At 69.9% G+C, this 18,573-nt stretch carries 14 protein-coding genes and 1 pseudogene; 5 read left to right on the top strand and 10 right to left on the bottom strand.

Going from position 1 to position 18,573, the window contains the following annotated elements; genetic code table 11:
* Both F787_RS15630 and F787_RS0107915 read right to left on the bottom strand, forming a co-directional pair.
* Nucleotides 1-249, bottom strand: a pseudogene (locus tag F787_RS15630) (IS110 family transposase); the annotation flags it as partial.
* A gap of 235 nt (nucleotides 250-484) precedes the next feature.
* Complete coding sequence (locus tag F787_RS0107915; RefSeq protein WP_018946743.1) at nucleotides 485-820, bottom strand: DUF2288 domain-containing protein; 336 nt, start codon at nucleotides 818-820, stop codon at nucleotides 485-487.
* Nucleotides 821-951: 131 nt separating this feature from the next.
* Between F787_RS0107915 and F787_RS0107920 the strand changes: the two genes are divergently transcribed.
* From F787_RS0107920 to F787_RS0107930, 3 genes are read left to right on the top strand one after another with little or no spacing between them, the layout of a single operon-like run.
* On the top strand, nucleotides 952-1,218 hold the full coding sequence (locus F787_RS0107920; protein WP_018869252.1) for a hypothetical protein: 267 nt from the start codon (nucleotides 952-954) through the stop codon (nucleotides 1,216-1,218).
* Nucleotides 1,215-1,916: a response regulator transcription factor gene (locus tag F787_RS0107925; protein WP_018869253.1), complete on the top strand. Its 702-nt coding sequence runs from the start codon at nucleotides 1,215-1,217 to the stop codon at nucleotides 1,914-1,916. Before F787_RS0107920 ends, F787_RS0107925 begins: the two co-directional genes overlap by 4 nt.
* A 21-nt stretch (nucleotides 1,917-1,937) precedes the next feature.
* On the top strand, nucleotides 1,938-3,290 hold the full coding sequence (locus tag F787_RS0107930) for an ATP-binding protein (protein WP_042805789.1): 1,353 nt from the start codon (nucleotides 1,938-1,940) through the stop codon (nucleotides 3,288-3,290).
* An 18-nt stretch (nucleotides 3,291-3,308) separates the two neighbouring features.
* Here F787_RS0107930 and F787_RS0107935 read toward each other — a convergent pair whose 3' ends face one another.
* The 8 genes from F787_RS0107935 to F787_RS0107970 all read right to left on the bottom strand — a co-directional run bounded on the left by F787_RS0107935 (nucleotide 3,309) and on the right by F787_RS0107970 (nucleotide 16,457).
* Nucleotides 3,309-4,565, bottom strand: a complete 1,257-nt coding sequence (locus F787_RS0107935) for an FAD-dependent oxidoreductase (RefSeq protein ID WP_028491851.1) — start codon at nucleotides 4,563-4,565, stop codon at nucleotides 3,309-3,311.
* A gap of 18 nt (nucleotides 4,566-4,583) precedes the next feature.
* Nucleotides 4,584-8,540, bottom strand: a complete 3,957-nt coding sequence (gene hrpA / locus F787_RS0107940) for an ATP-dependent RNA helicase HrpA (protein ID WP_028491852.1) — start codon at nucleotides 8,538-8,540, stop codon at nucleotides 4,584-4,586.
* A gap of 2 nt (nucleotides 8,541-8,542) precedes the next feature.
* Nucleotides 8,543-9,145, bottom strand: coding sequence for an SPOR domain-containing protein (locus tag F787_RS0107945; RefSeq protein WP_019589830.1), 603 nt, complete (start codon nucleotides 9,143-9,145; stop codon nucleotides 8,543-8,545).
* Nucleotides 9,146-9,149: 4 nt separating this feature from the next.
* On the bottom strand, nucleotides 9,150-10,913 hold the full coding sequence (gene argS / locus F787_RS0107950) for an arginine--tRNA ligase (protein ID WP_028491853.1): 1,764 nt from the start codon (nucleotides 10,911-10,913) through the stop codon (nucleotides 9,150-9,152).
* A 94-nt stretch (nucleotides 10,914-11,007) separates the two neighbouring features.
* Nucleotides 11,008-13,242 (bottom strand): primosomal protein N', encoded by a 2,235-nt coding sequence (locus F787_RS0107955; RefSeq protein ID WP_028491854.1) that lies wholly within the window; start codon nucleotides 13,240-13,242, stop codon nucleotides 11,008-11,010.
* 394 nt (nucleotides 13,243-13,636) lie between these two features.
* On the bottom strand, nucleotides 13,637-15,025 hold the full coding sequence (locus F787_RS0107960) for an NAD(P)(+) transhydrogenase (Re/Si-specific) subunit beta (RefSeq protein ID WP_018869260.1): 1,389 nt from the start codon (nucleotides 15,023-15,025) through the stop codon (nucleotides 13,637-13,639).
* Entirely contained in the window at nucleotides 15,022-15,330 is a 309-nt protein-coding gene (locus tag F787_RS0107965) for an NAD(P) transhydrogenase subunit alpha (RefSeq protein ID WP_018869261.1), read from the bottom strand. Before F787_RS0107965 ends, F787_RS0107960 begins: the two co-directional genes overlap by 4 nt.
* On the bottom strand, nucleotides 15,327-16,457 hold the full coding sequence (locus tag F787_RS0107970; protein WP_018869262.1) for an NAD(P) transhydrogenase subunit alpha: 1,131 nt from the start codon (nucleotides 16,455-16,457) through the stop codon (nucleotides 15,327-15,329). The genes F787_RS0107965 and F787_RS0107970 overlap by 4 nt, the downstream gene beginning before the upstream one ends.
* Before the next feature lie 349 nt (nucleotides 16,458-16,806).
* On the opposite strand from F787_RS0107970, the gene F787_RS0107975 reads away from it, so the two are divergent.
* Together F787_RS0107975 and hemH are read left to right on the top strand one after the other, a co-directional pair.
* Nucleotides 16,807-17,403 (top strand): HNH endonuclease, encoded by a 597-nt coding sequence (locus F787_RS0107975; RefSeq protein WP_028491855.1) that lies wholly within the window; start codon nucleotides 16,807-16,809, stop codon nucleotides 17,401-17,403.
* A 71-nt stretch (nucleotides 17,404-17,474) separates the two neighbouring features.
* Complete coding sequence (gene hemH / locus F787_RS0107980) at nucleotides 17,475-18,569, top strand: ferrochelatase (RefSeq protein ID WP_028491856.1); 1,095 nt, start codon at nucleotides 17,475-17,477, stop codon at nucleotides 18,567-18,569.
* Nucleotides 18,570-18,573 lie beyond the last annotated feature (4 nt).

Below are 18,573 nucleotides of genomic sequence, written 5' to 3' on the forward strand. Positions count from 1 at the left end.
GCCGCCGTACCGGGCGCTGAGCCGCTCGAGCAGCCGGGCCACCTTCTTCGGCGTGTTGGGAATCTCGCCGTAATACTCCGGCGCTCCACGACCGCACTCGGCCACCGCCACCGCGATCGTCTCCTTGTGCACGTCCAGCCCGATGTAGACGCCGTACACATCGGCGGCCTGCTCCACCGCCTGCCTCACGCCGGCCAGACCCGACACCGGCCCTGCATCCTTCATCCCTTCCGCGCTAAACTGGTTCATGACCTGCCCCCTCGATATTGGCTCTGTGTTGAAGGTGGTTGTCCCAACCCCGAGAACATAACCCACGCTCTCGAGGTCGGGCAGGTCAATCCATCATGTCTACGGCTGGGGGCTTGTAGGAGCGCAGCCCCCTGCGCGATCCGGCGCCGGGGGTGGCCCCTGATCGGCCAGAGGGCTGGCCTCCTACGGTCGGGGGGTAGGGGGCCGGCCCTCCGGCCGATCAGGGCCGACCCGCCTAATGCGCCGTCGTCCGTTCCTGGGCCAGCACCCACGGGGCGGCCACGATTGCGGTGAACACCGGATCGGCCTCGGTCCAGCGGCGGGCGTCCTCGTCGGAGGCGCGCGCCACCTGGCCGCTGGTCAGCCACGCGCTGACCTCGTGGGTGGCATCGTCACGGAAGGCGCGGGCCACCTCGATCAGGTCCAGTTCGGGCGCCACGCGAATCACGACACCGCGGGCGAAATGGGGCATCAGCTCGCTCCAGCGGATGGGGCCGGCCTCCTCCTCGATGGGGATTTCGGCCTCGGGGTCGGCCGGTGGTTCGACGGGAAGATCGCTGGGTTCGGACATGGTGGCTCGGCTGTGTCGCATGCGGATTTCAGATGCGGTTCAGGCTAGGCGGATACCCTTGGCACTGCAACCGTCCGTCGAACTCAGTCAGGGAGAGATTGTTGATGTTGTCCAGTGTGTGGGGAATCCGAATGTCCCGTCTTGCCCCCGTGGTGTTCCTTCTGATCCTGTTGCTGGCGGGGGGCGCCGGTGCGCGCGAGGACGGGGCGGATCGCAACCCGGTGTGGACGCTGGACGAGGCGGTCGAACAGGTGGAGGCGCTGTATCCCGGGCGGATCCTTTCGGCCCGGGAAAATGACGGCGAGGGCAGCGTACGGGTCTTCGTGGTGCGTATCCTGACCGAGAATCAGGAGGTCCGGACGCTGCGGATCGAACAGGGCACGGAGGTGCAGCGATGAACCTGCGAATCGTGCTGGTGGAGGATGATTCGGCGCTGCGCGGCCAGCTGGCCGGAGAGCTGCAGGAATCGGGCTGCCGGGTGGACACCGCCGCCGATGGCGACACCGGGCTGTATCTGCTGACCGAATACAACTGTGACATCGCCGTGGTGGACCTGGGTCTGCCCGGGATGGACGGCCTGGACGTGATCCGCCGGACCCGCGAACACAAGCCGCGGCTGCCGATCCTGGTGCTGACCGCCCGTGACCGCTGGCAGGACAAGGTCGAGGGTCTGGAGGCAGGCGCCGACGACTACCTGACCAAACCCTTCCACGTGGAGGAGCTGGTGGCGCGCCTGCGCGCGCTGGCGCGGCGCAGCCTGCAGTCGGGGCACGAGGCGCTGCGCTTTGGCCCGCTGGTGATCGACACCGCCTCCGATGCCGTGTGGCTGAACGGCGAGGGCGTGAGCCTGACCACCTTCGAGTACCGCCTGCTGCTGCATCTGGCCCGCCAGCCCGGCCGGGTGCTGAGCAAGGACGCCCTGGCCGACTATCTCTACGAGCACGACGATGACCGCGAGAGCAACGTGATCGAGGTGCTGATCGGGCGCCTGCGGCGCAAGCTGGACCCGGACGGCGGGCTGGGCGTGATCGAGACCCTGCGCGGCCGCGGTTATCGTTTCGCCCTGCAGCCCGACGCCGCTTCGGCCGACGCCTGAACGGTTACGTCACGCCCCTCCATGGCCCTTGCCGAGCGTTCCCTGGCCGATCGCGCCGCCCGCGCGCCGTTACTCCTGCGCATGGGGCTGGTGGCGGTGGCGGTGGTGCTGCTGTTCTCGGTGCTGACCGCATGGGTGCTGGAAACCGCCTTTCGCGACAATGCCGCGGACGCGGCCGAAACCCGGCTGGAGGCGCAGGTGCTGCTGCTGATGGGCATGGTCGAGGTGCTCGCGGAAGACGACGTGCGGGTGCCGCAGATGCTGCCGGAGAGCCGGCTGCAGCTGCCCGGCGGCGGGTTGTATGCGCGCATCCTCGGGCCTGCCGGCGATACCGTCTGGCGTTCGCCGTCGGCGGTGGCCACCGAACTGAATGACTGGACGCGCGACGAATACTTTGCCTACAGCATGACGGTGCGCTGGCAGCTGGATGGCGAATCGGTGCCGCTGGTGTTCCAGATGCTGGAGGATCGCAGCGCATTCGACGAGCAGGTTGAGAGCTACCGCTACAGCCTGTGGCAGGGCCTGCTGACCATGACCCTGTCGCTGATCGTGGCCCTGATCCTGGCGTTGTGGTTCTGGGGACTGCGGCCGCTGCGCAGGGTGCGCGCGGAGCTGGACGCCCTGCGCCACGGTGACCGGGTGCATCTGGAGGGACCGTATCCGCGCGAGATCGGGGCGCTGACCGGTTCCATCAACGACCTGATCGACTTCGAGCGCGAGCGTCTGGTGCGCCAGCAGAACGCACTGGCGGATCTTGCCCACAGTCTCAAGACCCCGATCGCCTCGCTGCGCCTGAATCTGGAAGGACACGCCCCCGATCACGAGGACCTGCGGCGCCAGGTCGACCGCCTGCAGGCGATGGTCCAGCACCAGCTCAACCAGGCCCAGCGGGTGGGCCCGGTGCCGTTCCAGACGCCCGAGCCGCTGGCCCCGGTGATCGAGCGCACCTGCCGCGCCCTGCGGCGGCTGGCGGAGCACCAGGGGGTGTCGCTGGAGACCGATGTGGCGGAGGGCTGTGCCCTGCGCATGGATTCGGGCGCGATGCTTGAACTCCTGGGGAATCTGCTGGACAACGCGGTGCGCCACGCCCGCTCGCGGGTGCGGATCACCACACACTGCGATGAGCGGGAAACCGTGCTGACGGTGGATGACGACGGGCCCGGGATCGACCCGGCCGATCGCGAGCGGGTCCTGGAACGCGGCCAGCGGGCCGACACGCGCGAAGACGCGGACGGACAGGCGGCGGGCCAGGGCCTGGGGCTCAGCATCATCCACACCCTGGTCAGCGATCATGGTGGTCAGCTGGAGATCGAGCGTGCGCCGGAGCTGGGTGGCGCGCGGCTGCGGCTGGTGTTCGCCCCGGTCGGCGACTGAGGCCCGTGTGCGCCCGTCTCAGAGCCGGAAGTCCTCCAGCGAGGCCTCGGGTGCCCGCCCCAGCAGGCCGTCGCGCACCAGCGCCGCCGCGCCGCAGGCAAAGGTCCAGCCGAGGTGCCCGGAGCCGGTATTGAGATGCAGGCCCGGTACCGCCGTGGGACCCAGGATCGGCGTACCGCGATCGCTCATCGGGCGCAGCCCGGCCCACGGGGCCATGGTCTCGCGGTCGAGCTCCGCCGGCAGCGCGGTCAGCGTGCGCCGGCACTGGGCCAGCACGTTGGCTGCGCGTCGGGGTTCCATGCGCGCGTCGGTGCCGGCGAACTCGGCGGTGCCGGCCAGCCGCAGCTGATCGCCCAGCGGGGTCATGACCACCTTGTTGGCGTCGTCGATCAGCGGCAGGTTCAGTCGCCGTGAGGCATCCATCGTCAGGCTCAGGGAATAGCCCTTCACCGGGGCCACCGGCAGGTGCAGCCCGAGCGGGCGCAGCAGCGCCGGGGCCTCGTGTCCGCTCGCGACTACGCAGGCATCGGCCGCGATTGGTCCCTCATCGGTCTCGATCGCGTCGATTCGCCCCTGGAACGTGCGCAGTCGCCGCACGCGTGTCGCGGGCCGGTAGCGCAGGCCGCGGTCCCGCGCCAGCTCGAGCAGTCCGGTGGTGAAGCGGCGCGCATCCCCGATGGCATCATCCGGGAAATACAGCCCGCCGCAGAGTTCGTCGCGCACCCCGGCCAGCGCCGGTTCGCGGTTGATCACCTGCTCGGTTTCCCAGGCCTCGAACCGCACGCCCTCGTCCTGCATGGCCTCGGCCGCATGCCGATTGCGGGCCTGGCTCTGCGGGTCGCGGAAGACCTTGAGGATGCCGGACTCGCGGAAGTCGAAGTCCAGGCCGGAGCCGGCCAGTTCCCGATTCAGGCGCCGGGTCTCGCGCAGGGAGAAGGCGGCCAGGCGGGCGTTGACCAGGGCGTGCCGCTGGAAGGCCGAACGCCGGCTGTGCCACAGAAAACGCAGGCCCCAGCCGGCCAGTCCCGGCAGGGCGCGCGGGCGCATCAGCAGCGGGGAATCCTCGCGCCCCAGATAGCGCAGCAGATCGAGGCCCACGCCGGGGGTGTTCCAGGGCTCGGCATGGCTGGCGTGCAGCATGCCGCCGTTGGCGTGGCTGGCGCCGGCCGCCGGTTCCGTCGCTGCATCCAGCAGGGTGACATCGAGTCCGGCCTCGCGCAGATACCACGCGGTGGTGACCCCCATCACGCCGGCTCCGATGACCACCACATGCATGCGCTCCCCTCCCGTTGCCTACAAAGATCCGGCAAAGCGTTTGATCAGCGTGTCGTACTCGCGTTCCAGGCGCTGTGCCGAGACCTTCTCGCGGGTGCCCAGTTCCTGGGCGAACTGCGATACGCGGAACTCCTCGATGCGATAGCGAAAGGCGAGGACATCGGGGTCATCCGGGCGACGTTCCAGCAGGTCGCGGGCCTTCTGCCACAGCGGTTCCACCGCCACCCGGCCGGCGCGGTCCTTGTCCGGGGCCCGGGTCAGGCGCTCCAGGCGCCGGTCGATGGCCTGCAGGTAGCGCGGGAACTCGGGCAGCACGTCGGGCGGGGTGCTCAGCAGGAAATCCGGCGGGACCAGGGCGTCGAGCTGATCGCGGATGTCGCGCGCCGCCTCGATCCAGGAGAGTGGCAGATCGCCGTGCAGCCGGCTGCGCAGGTCGTGCCAGCGGGCGAGGATGTCGGCCGCCAGGGGGGCCAGTTGGGTGGCGGTCGGGCCCAGTTCGCTGCGCCCGGCTTCCAGACGCTCGGCGAAGGCCTCGGCATCGCGCGGCCATTGTTCCGGGGCGTCGGCGAGGAACACCCGGTCGGCCGCCGCCTCCAGTACCTGGTCGCGCAGGGCGATGCCCTCACCCCGGCCTTGTCCCAGCGTGGCGTAATGCAGGCTGGCACGGTCCATGTCCGGCAGCTGGCGTTTGAGATCGCGCACCGCCGGGCGCAGGGCCAGCAGGAACAGCCGACGCAGCCCGGCGCGATGGCGGCGTTCGGCCGTGGCGGGGTCGGGTTCCAGCTCCAGTGACACGCAGTCACCGCGGTCCACCAGCACCGGGAAGGCGCGCATGCGGGCGCCCTGGTGTTCCTGTTCCACGCTCTCCGGCAATGCGCCGAAGTCCCATTCGGTGATGCCCTCGCGCTGGGGGCCGCTCGTCGGGCCGGGGTCGAAGGTGGCCTCCGCGGTGCCGCCCAGTTCGGCCTTGAGCGCCGGCAGGTCGCGCCCGGCGGTCAGCTCGTGCCCCTCCGGGTCGAGGATGCGAAAGCGCAGGATCAGGTGCGGTTCGAGCGTGTCCGGGCGCCAGGCATCGGGCGGGATGGCGGTGCCGGTCATGCGCTCCAGTTCTTCCGCCAACGCCGGCAGCAGCGGGCCCTGGCGGTGCTCCAGCCGGGCCAGCGCGGCGCGGGCGAAGTCCGGAGCGGGCACGAACTGCCGCCGCAGGCTCTTGGGCAGGCTCTTCAGCAGTGCCGTGACCCGTTCTTCCAGCAGGCCCGGCACCAGCCAGTCGCCCAGCCAGTCCGGCACCGCGTTGAGTGCCGCTACCGGGACGTCCACGGTCACCCCGTCGTCTTCCTGCCCGGGCTCGAAGCGGTAATGCAGCGGCAGGCGCAGGCCCTCCAGTTCGAGGTGGTCGGGGTAGGCGCCCTGCGGCAGGGATTCTTCGGGTTCGTTGCGCAGCTCGGCGGGGTCGATGCGCAGGCAATCGGGGTCCTCCTGCTCGCGTTTGCGCACCCAGCGCTCGAACGACGGGCCGTCACGCACGTCCTCCGGGATGCGCGCGGCGTAGAACTCGAACAGCCGGTCCTCCTCGGCCAGCAGGTCGCGGCGCCGGCCGCGGGCCTCCTCCTCGGTGATCGCGGCCACCGCCTCGCGGTTGGCGCGCACGCCGCGCGAACGGGTGCGCAGCTGGCCGCCGACCAGCCCCTCGCGGATGAAAATCCGCCGGGCCTCCTCGGGGTCGTGGCGGGCGAAGTCCACCGGCTTCTTCGCCGCGACCACCAGGCCGTAGAGGGTGATGCGGTCGTAGGCGCCCACGCGCCCGCTCCGGCGCTGGAAATGGGGCTCGAAGATATGATGGCGCAGCAGGTGCGGGGCCACCTCCAGCAGCCAGTCGGGTTCGATGCGCGCGTTCTCGCGGGCGTACACCCGGGTGGTCTCGGCGATCTCCGCGCTGACCACCCAGTTGGGCTTTTTCTTCGCCAGCACCGAGCCCGGATGGATCTGGAAGCGGCGGTTGCGCGCGCCGAGGTAGTCGCCGCGTTCGGTCTTCTGCCCGATCTGGCTGACCAGCCCGCTCAGCAGGGCGCGGTGCACGGACTCGGGTTCGGCCGTCGCGCGGCCCGGGTGCAGTTCCATGTCGCGCGCCAGGCGCAGCAGCTGGCTGCGCAGCTCCTGCCATTCGCGCATGCGCATGAAGTTGAGGAAGTGCTCGCGGCACCAGCGCTTCAGGGCGTTCGAGCCGCGGGCCTCGCGCGCATCGTGCCAGGCCTGCCACAGCCGCAGCATGCCCATGAAGTCGGAGCCCTCGACGCGGAACTCGGCATGTGCGGTGTCGGCCGCCTGCGTCGCATCGGCGGGGCGCTCGCGCGGGTCCTGCAGGGACAGGAACGCGGCGATGGTGGCGGTCTCGGTCACGCAGCCATGGTCCGCGCCGGCCAGCAGCATCGCCCCGTGACGCGGATCCACCGGCATGCGCGAGAGCTGGCGGCCGCGCTCCTGCAGGCGATGGCCGGCATCCACCGCCCCCAGTTCCTCCAGCAGGCGGTAGCCGTCCTTGATCAGGCGCGAATCCGGCGGGTCGACGAACGGGAAGCGCCGCGGGTCGCCCAGTTTCAGCGCGGCCATCTGCAGGATCACCGAGGCCAGATTGGAGCGCTGGATCTCCGGGTCGGTGAAGGCCGGGCGCTGCTGGTAGTCCTCCTCGGAGAACAGGCGGATGCAGACCCCCGGCCCGAGGCGGCCGCAGCGGCCGGCGCGCTGGTCGCAGGCGGCCTGCGATACCGGTTCGAGGCTCAACCGCTGCACCCGCGTGCGCCACGAATAGCGCGACACCCGGGCCAGCCCGGAGTCGATCACGTAGCGGATGCCGGGCACGGTCAGCGCGGTCTCGGCGACGTTGGTGGCGAGCACGATGCGCCGGCCCGAGTGCGCCTGGAACACTCGCGACTGCTCGCGCGCCGACAGCCGGGCGTACAGCGGCAGGACCTCGGTGTCGGGCGCGGATTCCTCGCCGCGCAGGGCGCGGTGGGCATCGCGGATCTCGCGTTCGCCCGGCAGGAACACCAGGATGTCGCCGGGGCCGGCGCGGCGGCATTCGCGCACCGCGTCGCGGATGCCGGTGAACAGGTCGCGTTCGCCGCCGTCACCGTCTTCGTCGTCGTCTGCGGCATCCGGTTCCAGCGGGCGGTAGCGCAGCTCCACCGGGTAGGTGCGCCCGGGCACGTCGATCATCGGGGCGTCGTCGAAGAACCGCGACAGGCGTTCCGGGTCCAGGGTGGCCGAGGTGATGATCACCCGCAGTTCGGGGCGCTTGCGCACCAGGCGCTGCAGGACCCCCATCAGGAAGTCGATGTTGAGGCTGCGCTCGTGGGCCTCGTCGACGATGACGGTGTCGTAGGCCAGCAGCTCGGGGTCGTGGGCCATCTCGGCCAGCAGCATGCCGTCGGTCATCAGGCGGACGAAGTTGTCCGGCCCGGTGCGGTCGGAGAAGCGGACCTTGCAGCCCACCGCGGCGCCGGACTCCTCGCCCAGCGGGGTGCCCAGCTCCTCGGCGATGCGTGCGGCCACCGAGCGCGCGGCGATGCGCCGCGGCTGGGTGTGGCCGATCAGGCCGCCGCGTCCGCGTCCGGCCTCCAGGCACAGCTTGGGCAGCTGGGTGGTCTTGCCGGAACCGGTCTCGCCGGAGAGCACGATCACGGAGTGGGTGCGGATCGCCTCGATGATCCGCTCGCGTTCCGCGTGCACCGGGAGATCCCCGGTATATACGGGCTGCGGCCGACGCGCCTCGGCCGCGGCCTCGCGTTGCTGTTCGGTCGCGAGGCGCTGCTGCAGGTTGCGGGCCAGGCGGTCGAACGCCTGGCCACGGTCGCGCCGGCGTCGCGCGCGGCGGAGCAGGTCCTGCAGGTCGCGCCGTTCGGCAATGCGCTGGAGACCGTCGACTTCGGCGGACAGCGCGTCGAGATCCGGCGCGGCGCTCTCCCCGGTCTCCATGGTCAGCCCCGGTCGCGCAGGCGCAGGGCCTCGATGCCTTCCGAGCGCAGCCGCTCGAGGACTTCGCGGGTGCGGTCGGGATCGCTGTACGGCCCGAGGTACACGCGGTACCAGGTGTCGCCGTCGATCTCGGCTTCGCGGACCTCGGGGGAAAGGCCCAGCAGGGTCAGCCGGGCGCGCATCTCGTCCGCCTGCTCCGCGCGCCGGAACGAGCCGGTCTGCAGCACCACCGGCCCGTCGGCATCCGGTGTATCCAGTGGTGCGGGCGGGGCGTCCGTATCCGCATCGTCGCGGGCGGGCGCGTCGGGCACCGTGACTTCGTCCTCGGGCAGGAGTTCGTAATAGCGAAAGCGCGGCTCCTCGCGCTCGGGCTCGCGTTCGGAAGCGGGGTCGGGCACGGGTTCCGGGCGCGGTTCGGCCGCCGGGCGATCGCGTTCGCTCAGCCAGTCGCTCAGGCTGTCGGGGCGATCCGCCCCCTGGAGGTACAGCACTGCGGCCACGCCCAGCCCGATCAGCAGGCCGGCCAGCAGCCAGATCCAGCCGGGCAGCGGACCGCGTTCTTTCTTTTGTGCCGGCTTGCGGCGTACCTTGCGGGCCTGGGCCATGGGGTTACATCTGCTCCGGGGCGTGCACGCCCAGCAGGCGCAGGCCGTTACCCAGCACCTGCTTGATGCCGGTCACCAGCGCCAGGCGGGCCCGGATCAGCTCGTCGTCTCCGGCGTTGAGGAACGGCACGGCGTTGTAATAGGTGTGGAAGCCACCGGCCAGTTCGCGCAGGTACTGGGCGATCTGGTGCGGCTCGCAGGCCTGCGCGGCGGCCGCGACCACCTCGGGGAAGCGGTCCAGGCGGTCCAGCAGCTCGTCCTCGTGCGGCTCGACGAGCCGTTCGGCGAGGCCGTCGGCCTGTGCTGCGGCGGGCTGGTGCCCGCGTTCGCCCGCGGTGCGCAGCACACTACTAATGCGCGCGTGGGCGTACTGGATGTAGTACATCGGGTTGTCGTTCGACTGCGACTTGGCAAGGTCGAGGTCGAAGTCCAGGTGCTGGTCGCAGCGGCGCTGCACGTAGAAGAAGCGCGCGGCATCCGATCCGACTTCGTCGCGGAGCTCGCGCAGGGTGACGAACTGCCCGGCGCGGGTGGACATCGGCAGGCGTTCGCCCCCGCGGTAGAGGATCGCGAACTGCACCAGCAGCACGTCCAGGCGGTCGGCCTCCAGGCCCAGGGCCTGCAGGGCGGCGCGCACGCGCGGGACGTAGCCGTGGTGGTCGGCGCCCCAGATGTTGATCACGCGCTCGAAGCCGCGCTGGAACTTCTCGCGGTGGTAGGCGATATCGGAGGCGAAGTAGGTGTAGTCGCCGTTCTCGCGGCGCACCACGCGGTCCTTGTCGTCGCCGTAGTCGCTGGAGCGGAACCACAGCGCGCCGTCCTGTTCATACAGCGCGCCGCGCGCCTGCAGGTCCTCCACCGCCGCGTCGATCGCGCCGGAGTCGGCCAGGCTGCGTTCGGAGAACCAGCACTGGTATTCCACCCCGAACTCGCGCAGGTCGTCGCGGATGTCCTCGAGGATGGCGTTCAGGCCGCCTTCGAAGAACTCGTCCCACAGCGCCTCGCCCAGAAGGTCCCGCGCGCGCGTCACCAGCGCGTCGATGTAGGTCTCCTTGTCGCCGCCGTCGGGCTCGTCGGGCGGCAGGTCACGGGTGACGTCCGCGGCCGGATGCACGCCGCGGTCGCCGATGTGCCGGGTCAGGGCATCGGCGACGGGGTAGATGTAGTCGCCCCGGTAGCCGTTGGCCGGGAACGGGAGTTCCACGCCGTGGCGCTCCAGATAGCGCATCCACACGCTGACCGCGAGGATGTTCATCTGCCGCCCGGCGTCGTTGACGTAGTACTCGCGGGTGACGTCGTAGCCGGAGAAGTCCAGCAGGTCGGCGACCGTCGCACCGAAGGCCGCCCCGCGGCCATGACCCACGTGCAGCGGCCCGGTGGGGTTGGCGGAGACGAATTCCACCTGCACCGGGCGTCCGCCGCCGGCGTTCGAGCGGCCGAAATCGCCGGCCCGTTCCGCGATGTGCCCCAGCACCTGCGTGCGCGCATCGGCGGCCAGGCGGAAGTTGATGAAGCCGGGGCCGGCGATCTCGGTGCTGGCCAGGCCGGGGACCTCGGGCATTGCGGCGGTCAGGGCCTCGGCCAGGTCGCGCGGCTTGCTGCGCGCGGGTTTGGCCAGCTGCATGGCGAGGTTGCTGGCGAAGTCGCCGTGCTCGCGGTCGCGCGCGCGGCTGACCTCCACCGATACACCATGATCGGCCGGCACGCGGCCGTCGGCGACGAGGGTTGCGAGGGCGGTTTCCAGGGCCTGGGTCAGGGTGTCTTTCAAGGGTCGCGGGTCCGTGCTGGCAAAACGCGTATTCTAACCCCTTGGGGCCCTCGATGCCGCCCTGTTCGCCTGCTTGCAGGCGAACAGGGCGGCTTCAGGCGAGACTGACCGGATCCACATCCAGGGCGATGCGCACCTCGCGCGGCAGGGTCAGCCCCTCCCAGGCCCGGCGTGCCTGGTGCAGGGTCGCGTGCAGGGCACGGCGGTCGCCGGACTGCACCAGGATCTGCTCGCGGTAGCGCCGGTTCACGCGGTGGCGCGGGGCCGGGGCAGGACCCAGGACGCGCACGCCGGACGCGGCCGCGCGGCGCAGGGGCGCGGCCACCTCGCCGGCGCGGTTTTCCGCGGTGTTCGCGTCCTCGGCCTCCACCCGCACCAGGGCCAGATGACCGAAGGGCGGGAAGCCGCTCTCCGCGCGTTCGTCCAGCAGGGGGCGCACCATGGCGGTGTAGTCTGCGGCGTCCAGACCGCGTATCAGGGGATGCTCCGGGTGCCCTGTCTGCAGGAGCACCCGTCCGCCGGCTTCGCCGCGTCCGGCGCGCCCGGCGGCCTGCACGATCAGCTGCAGGGTGTGTTCGGCGGCGCGCAGGTCCACCGAGTACAGGCCCTGGTCCACGTCGATCACGCCGACCAGCCCCACGCGCGGGAAGTCGTGGCCCTTGGCCAGCATCTGGGTGCCGACCACGATCGCCGCGTCCAGCGACCGGATGCGCTCCAGGGCCTCCTCCAGCGCCCCCTTGTGGCGAATGCTGTCGCGGTCCAGCCGGATCAGCGGGGTCTGCGGGAAGTGCCGCGCCAGGGCCTGTTCCAGGCGCTGGGTGCCCAGCCCCCGGCGGGCCAGTTCGGCCCCGCAGTCCGGGCAGCGGTCGGGGACCGGTTCGTGGTGCCCGCACAGGTGACAGACCGCCCGCGGGTTGCCGGCATGCACGGTGAGGCGGGCGTCGCAGTGGCGGCAGTCGGCCACCCAGCCGCAGTGATCGCAGGCGAGCGTGCGGGCATAGCCCCGACGGTTGAGCAGGACGAAGCATTGCTGACCGCCGGCGAGGGTGGCCTGCATGGCGTCCAGCAGCGGCGAGGTCAGCCCCTCGTCGGGGGTGTGGACCCGGGTGTCCACGGCCTCGATCCGCGGCGGGGCCGTGCCGTCGGGGCGGGTGCGCAGCGGGCAGTGGGTGTAGCGGCCCTGGCGGGCGGCCTGCAGGGTCTCCAGGGTCGGCGTGGCCGAGCCCAGCACCACCGGGGTGCCCTCCAGCTGGCCGCGCTTGATGGCCAGGTCGCGGGCGTTGTAGCGAAAGCCGTCCTGCTGCTTGAACGCGGCGTCGTGCTCCTCGTCGACCACGATCAGGCCGGGTTCGGGCAGCGGCGTGAACAACGCCGAACGGGTGCCCACCACCACCCGGGCCTCGCCGCGCGCCGCGCTGGCCCAGGCCCGCAGCCGTTCGCCCTCGGCCAGGCCGGAGTGCAGCAGCGCGACCCGGCCGGGGAAGCGCGCCTGGATACGGGCCGCCAGCTGCGGGGTCAGGGCGATCTCGGGGATCAGCACCAGCACCTGCTCGCCACGCGCGACGACCCGTTCCGCCATGCGCAGGTAGACCTCGGTCTTGCCGGACCCGGTAACGCCCTCCAGCAACAGGGGGCGGGCTTCGCCGGGGGTGAGCGCGTCCACCGCGGCCTGCTGTTCGGGGGTCAGCGGTCGCGCCGCCGCACTATCGGCCTCCGGCGGGGCGTCCATCGGGTGTTCCGGGGGCCGGCACTCCAGCCAGTCGCGTTCGGCGAGGCGTTCCAGCTCGCGCGGGGCGGGTCGGCGGCCGAGGATGCCGGCCAGGGTCGGACGATCGAGGCGACCACCGGGGGCGCTGTCGGGGTCGGCCAGCGCCGCGAGGATGGCGCGCTGTCGTTCGCCGCCCACGGCGCCGTCGGCCAGGGCGCGGTGTCCCTGCTCGGTTACCGCCCACAGCGGTTCGGGGGTGGCGGCTTCCGGTAGCGGCCGGCCGCGACGCAGGGCGGGTGGCAGGGCCCCCAGCACCACCTCGCCGATCGGATGGTGGTAGTACCGGCCACCGAAGCCGAGCAGTTCACGCAGCGAGTCGGGGAGGATCGGGGTAGCGTCCAGCACTTCGCTGACCGCGCGCAGACGCTCGGGTTCCATCTCGCTGGTGACCCCCGCTTCCATCACCACCCCTGTCAGGCGGGTGGGGCCGAACGGGACCCGCACGCGCATGCCGGGCCGCACGTCGCGATCCGGCGGCGTGCGATAGTCGAACAGGCGGTCCAGCGGGCGGTCGATGGCGACCCGGACGATGGACGGTGTGGATGAGGGGGTGTCGGGCATGGGGTCAGTGTACGCGACGTGGCCACGCCTCCCGAGTCCGTGGGTGGGGCGAGGTTTTCCACAGAACCTGTGGATAACTCTGTGGAAGAAGCGGTGGGAAACTTCCTAAACCCTTGTACTGTCGCGGACGATGACAAATTGGTTACGGAATGACCATCTTTCTAAGAAAAACTTAAAAAACAAAGACATATCGAGATTATGTAAGCTCGTTTGAGCGCACGTTGCTGCAAGTGCGCCATGGTCGCCGGGCGAGCGCGGGACCTGTAGGGGTTGTGTACAAGTTGCGGGCCGCGCACGGCGTGCCGGCACAAAAAACCCGGCCACAGGGGCCGGGTCTCCGGGTCCGTCCGGGGCGTCCCGGAGGGGCGGCGATGCCGCCCTCCGGCCGCGAGCTTCAGCCGAGCGCCTTGACGCTGGCCACCAGCTCCGCGGCGACCTTCTGGCCGTCGCCGTACAGCATGCGGTTGTTCTCGGCATAGAACAGGTGGTTCTCGATGCCGGAGAAACCGGAACCGCGGCCGCGCTTGACGCAGATAACGTTCTGCGCCTCGTCGGCGTTGAGGATGGGCATGCCGTAGATCGGCGAATCGGGGTTGGTCCGGGCGACCGGATTCACCACGTCGTTCGCCCCGATCACCATCGCGACATCGGCGGTCTTGAACTCGTCGTTGATCTCGTCGAGGTCATAGATGATGTCGTACGGCACGCCGGCCTCGGCCAGCAGCACGTTCATGTGCCCGGGCATGCGGCCGGCCACCGGGTGGATCGCGAACTTCACGTCCACGCCGCGCTTCTGCAGCAGCTCGGTCAGCTCCCAGATCTTGTGCTGGGCCTGGGCGACGGCCATGCCGTAGCCGGGCACGATGATCACCTTGCTGGAGTAGGCCATCATGATCCCGGCGTCGTTGGCCTGGATCTCCTTCATCGTGCCTTCGATCTCCTCTTCCGCGGCGGCGGAACCACCACCAAACTGACTGAAGAGGATGTTCTTCAGCGGCCGGTTCATGGCCTGGGCCATCAGCTGCGTCAGCAGCGAGCCGGCGGCACCGACCACGATACCCGCGATCATCAGGGCCGGGTTGTCGAGCACGATGCCCTTGAAGCCGACCGCCAGGCCGGTGAGGGCGTTGTACAGCGAGATGACCACCGGCATGTCGGCGCCGCCGATCGGCAGGGTCATCAGCACACCGAAGGCCAGCGAAAGGATGAAGAACGCCAGCAGTGTGCCGCCGCCGATGGTGCCGTCGCCCAGCGCCATCATGAAGCCGAGGATCACCACCAGGGCGATGATCACCAGGTTCAGCAGCTGCTGCCCGGGGAAGTTCAGGGTCTTCTTCATCAGGCCCTGCAGCTTGGCGTAGGCCACCAGCGAGCCGGAGAACGCCACCGAGCCGATCACCGAGCCGATCACCGCGATGGCGAGGCCGGTGGTGGTGACCGTTTCGGGGGTGGCCTGCAGCAGGTAGATTGCGCCGATGCCGGCCGCGGCGCCGCCGCCCATGCCGTTGTACAGCGCGATCATCTGCGGCATGTCGGTCATCTGGACCTTCTTGCCGCTCCACCAGGCCAGCGCGCCGCCGATGGCGATACCCAGAACGATCAGGGTGTAGTTCACGCCGCCGGAGATCTCCGGGTGCACGAAGGTGATGAGAGTGGCCAGCAGCATGCCGACACCGGCCCAGATGATGCCGGGCCGGGCGGTGGTCGGCGACGACATCTGCTTCAGGCCGACGATGAACAGCACCGCCGCCACGAAGTAGGCGAGGTTGATGATCAGACTCATGCCTTGTCTCCCTTGTCGTCCTTGCTGGACTTGAACATCTCCAGCATGCGTTCGGTGACCACGTAGCCGCCGGCCGCGTTACCCGCGGCCAGGATCACGGCGATAAAGCCGATCGCCTGCTCCAGCGGCGTCTGGGCGTGGCCCAGCGCGACCATGGTCCCGACCAGGACGATCCCGTGGACGAAGTTGGAACCGGACATCAGCGGGGTATGCAGGATGACCGGCACCTTGGAGATCACCTCGAAGCCCGTGAAGGCCGCGAGCATGAAGATATACAGCGCTACGAAACCTGAGATCTCGATCATGAGGAAGCTCCCTGGATGGCATCACGGGTGGCGGCATGCACGATCTCGCCGTCACGCGTGAGCACGCTCTGGGCGATGACCTCGTCTTCCCAATCGGGCTGGAATTCGCCCTCGGGAAGCATCGGGGTCAGGAAATTCAGCAGGTTCTTGGCATACATCTCGGAGGCATGCAGCGGAACCTGCGACGGCACGTTCAGCGGGCCGTGGATGATTACGCCGTGCTGGGTGATGGTCTCGCCGGGCTGCGTCAGCACGCAGTTGCCACCGCCTTCCGAGGCCAGGTCCACGATCACCGCGCCGGATTTCATGCCCTTGACCATGTCTTCGGGCACCAGCTTCGGGGACTCGCGGCCCGGGATCGCCGCGGTGGTGATCAGCACGTCGGCCTGCGCGATGAATTCGCCCAGCGCATCCTGCTGCTGCTTCTTTTCCTCGGCGGTCAGTTCGCGGGCGTAGCCGCCCTCGCCCTCGGCGGATACGCCCAGGTCGAGGAACTTGGCGCCCAGTGATTCCACCTGCTCCTTGGTCGCCGAGCGCACGTCGTAGGCCTCGACGATCGCGCCCAGGCGCTTGGCCGTGGCGATCGCCTGCAGCCCGGCCACGCCGGCGCCGATCACGATCACCTTGGCCGGGCGGATGGTGCCGGCCGCGGTGGTCAGCATCGGGAAGAACCGGCAGGCCAGGTCGGCGCCCTGAATGGCGCCCTTGTAACCGACCACGGCCGCCTGTGAGGACAGCGCGTCCATGCTCTGCGCGCGCGAGATGCGCGGAATCAGCTCCATCGCAAAGCTCTGGATGCGCCGCTCCTGCATGGCCCGGACGACGTCGGGATGACGATGGGCGTGGAACAGCCCCACCAGCGTCGAGCCTTCCGGCAGTCGGTTGACCTCATCGACCGTGGGCGGCGCCACGCGGACCATGATGTCCGACTGTGAATAGGCGGCCTCGGTGTCCAGCAGGGTGGCGCCCTCGTAGGCCGAATCGGGGAAACCGGCGGCTTCGCCGGCGCCCTTCTCGACCTGAACGGTTACGCCCAGCTGGCCGAATTTGCCGGTGACCAGCGGATCCAGTGCGACACGGCGTTCGCCGCTGGCACTCTCCTTGGGTACGGTTAGTCTGATTGCCATGCGCTTTCTCCCCGGGCCGTGCGTTCCCGCAATCCCGATGGCCCCAATGGCAAAGGGAGGCACGACCGCGCTCGCGGGTGGTGGAAAAACCGGATGCCGCGGGGCCGAAAGCGCCCCGCGGCGAAAAACGAGCCCGTGAGTGTAGCGGAATCGCCGTCGCGCATAAACCGGAGTCCGGGTCGGAGTTTGGCGACGGTAGGGTTCATGTGGATGAAATTGTATTGCGCGCCGCTGCCGTTTATTGTGCGAAAACGTGCCGAGGAAGCACCGGTTTGTTCACGGGCGCGAGTGTCGCCGGAACCGTGAGCCGCGTGAGGAAATCCGTGTTTCCTTGAGGGTGGGCGAGGTCATGTTACCGACCGAGCATCAGGTCCTGCGCACGGATGCCTCCGGGATGCCGCTGGAGTGGATCGGCCTGGAACAGGCCGTGCGGCTTTATTACTGCGAGCAGGTGGCCTACGCCTGCGGCCGACCGCTTTATCGCGTGCGCGGCGGCATCAACGCGCGTTCCGGCCGCCAGTCCTCGGTGGAGGTCAACTCCATCATCGCCACCCACGGAACCCGTGCCCGCCAGGGCGATAACTACGTCCCCCCGCTCAACAATCCCACCCTGTTCCGGCGTGACGCCCACCTGTGCCTGTACTGCGGGCGGCGTTTCCCGGCCCGCGAGCTGTCGCGCGATCATGTGACCCCGGTCAGCCAGCAGGGGCAGGACATGTGGAAGAACGTGGTCACCGCCTGCAAGCGCTGCAACAACCACAAGGCTGACCGCACGCCCGAGCAGGCCGGCATGCAGCTGCTGGCGATCCCGTTCACGCCCACGCATGCCGAGTACATCTACCTGAAGGGACGCCGGGTGCTGGCGGACCAGATGGAATTCCTGCAGGCCCATTTCCCGCGGACCAGCCCGCTGCGGGGACGTCTCGAGGGCGACGCGCTATCCTGATGGCTGCCGGCTGAACCTTTGCGGTGGCCGGGACTCCCATGCATCGCCGGATCCAGCCATTAAGGAACGTCATGAAGTACTTCGGAGAGTCGGATTACCGCCACGGCCAGGCGCGCGACGCCGGCGTGCTGCTCACCAACCTGGGCACCCCCGATGAACCCACCGCCCCGGCACTGCGGCGCTACCTCAAGCAGTTCCTGTGGGATCCCCGTGTAGTCGAGGTGCCGCGGCCGATCTGGTGGCTGATCCTCAACGGGATCATCCTCAACGTGCGTCCGCGGCGCAGCGCGGCGAAATACGCAACCGTGTGGACCGACGAGGGCTCGCCGCTGCTGGCCATCGGCCGGCGCCAGACGGCGGGCGTGCGTGCGCGCCTGGCGGAGCAGACCGGCCAGGACGTGCCGGTGGCGCTGGGCATGCGTTACGGCAACCCGTCGATCGAGGAAGGGCTGGACGAGCTGCGGCGCCAGGGCGTGCGCCGGGTGGTGGTGCTGCCGCTGTATCCGCAGTATTCCGGTTCGACCACGGGCTCGACCTTCGACGCCGTGGCGGACGTGCTGAAGGGCTGGCGCTGGGTGCCGGATCTGCAGTTCGTCGCCAGCTACGACGCCGAGGAGGGCTATATCCGCGCGCTGGCGAACAGCGTGCGCGAACACTGGCAGGAGCACGGCCAGCCCGAGCGGCTGGTGATGTCCTTCCACGGGGTGCCGAAGCGCTATCTGCTCAACGGCGACCCCTATCACTGCCTGTGCCATGCCACCGGGCACAAGCTGGCGCAGGCCCTGGGGCTCGAGGACGACCAGTGGCAGGTCACCTTCCAGTCGCGCTTCGGCCGCGAGGAGTGGCTGCAGCCCTACACCGACAAGACCATGGGGGCGCTCCCGGGCCAGGGCGTGCGTTCGGTGGACGTGATCTGCCCCGGCTTCTCCGCCGACTGCCTGGAGACCCTGGAGGAGATCGCCGACGAGAACCGCGAGATCTTCCTCGAGGCCGGTGGAGAGCGCTTCCATTACATCCCCGCGCTCAATGATCGCGACGACCATCTGCAGTTCCTGGCCGAACTCGCCGGGCGGCATCTGGCGCCGTGGCTGGGGGATCCGGACAATAGTCCCGAGCAGCGGGCCGCGGCCCGCGAGCGTGCCCTGGCGCTGGGTGCGGAGAACTGAACGG

It is taken from the genome of Thioalkalivibrio sp. ALE19 (assembly GCF_000428605.1).
In the GTDB taxonomy this organism is placed as follows: Bacteria; Pseudomonadota; Gammaproteobacteria; order Ectothiorhodospirales; family Ectothiorhodospiraceae; genus Thioalkalivibrio.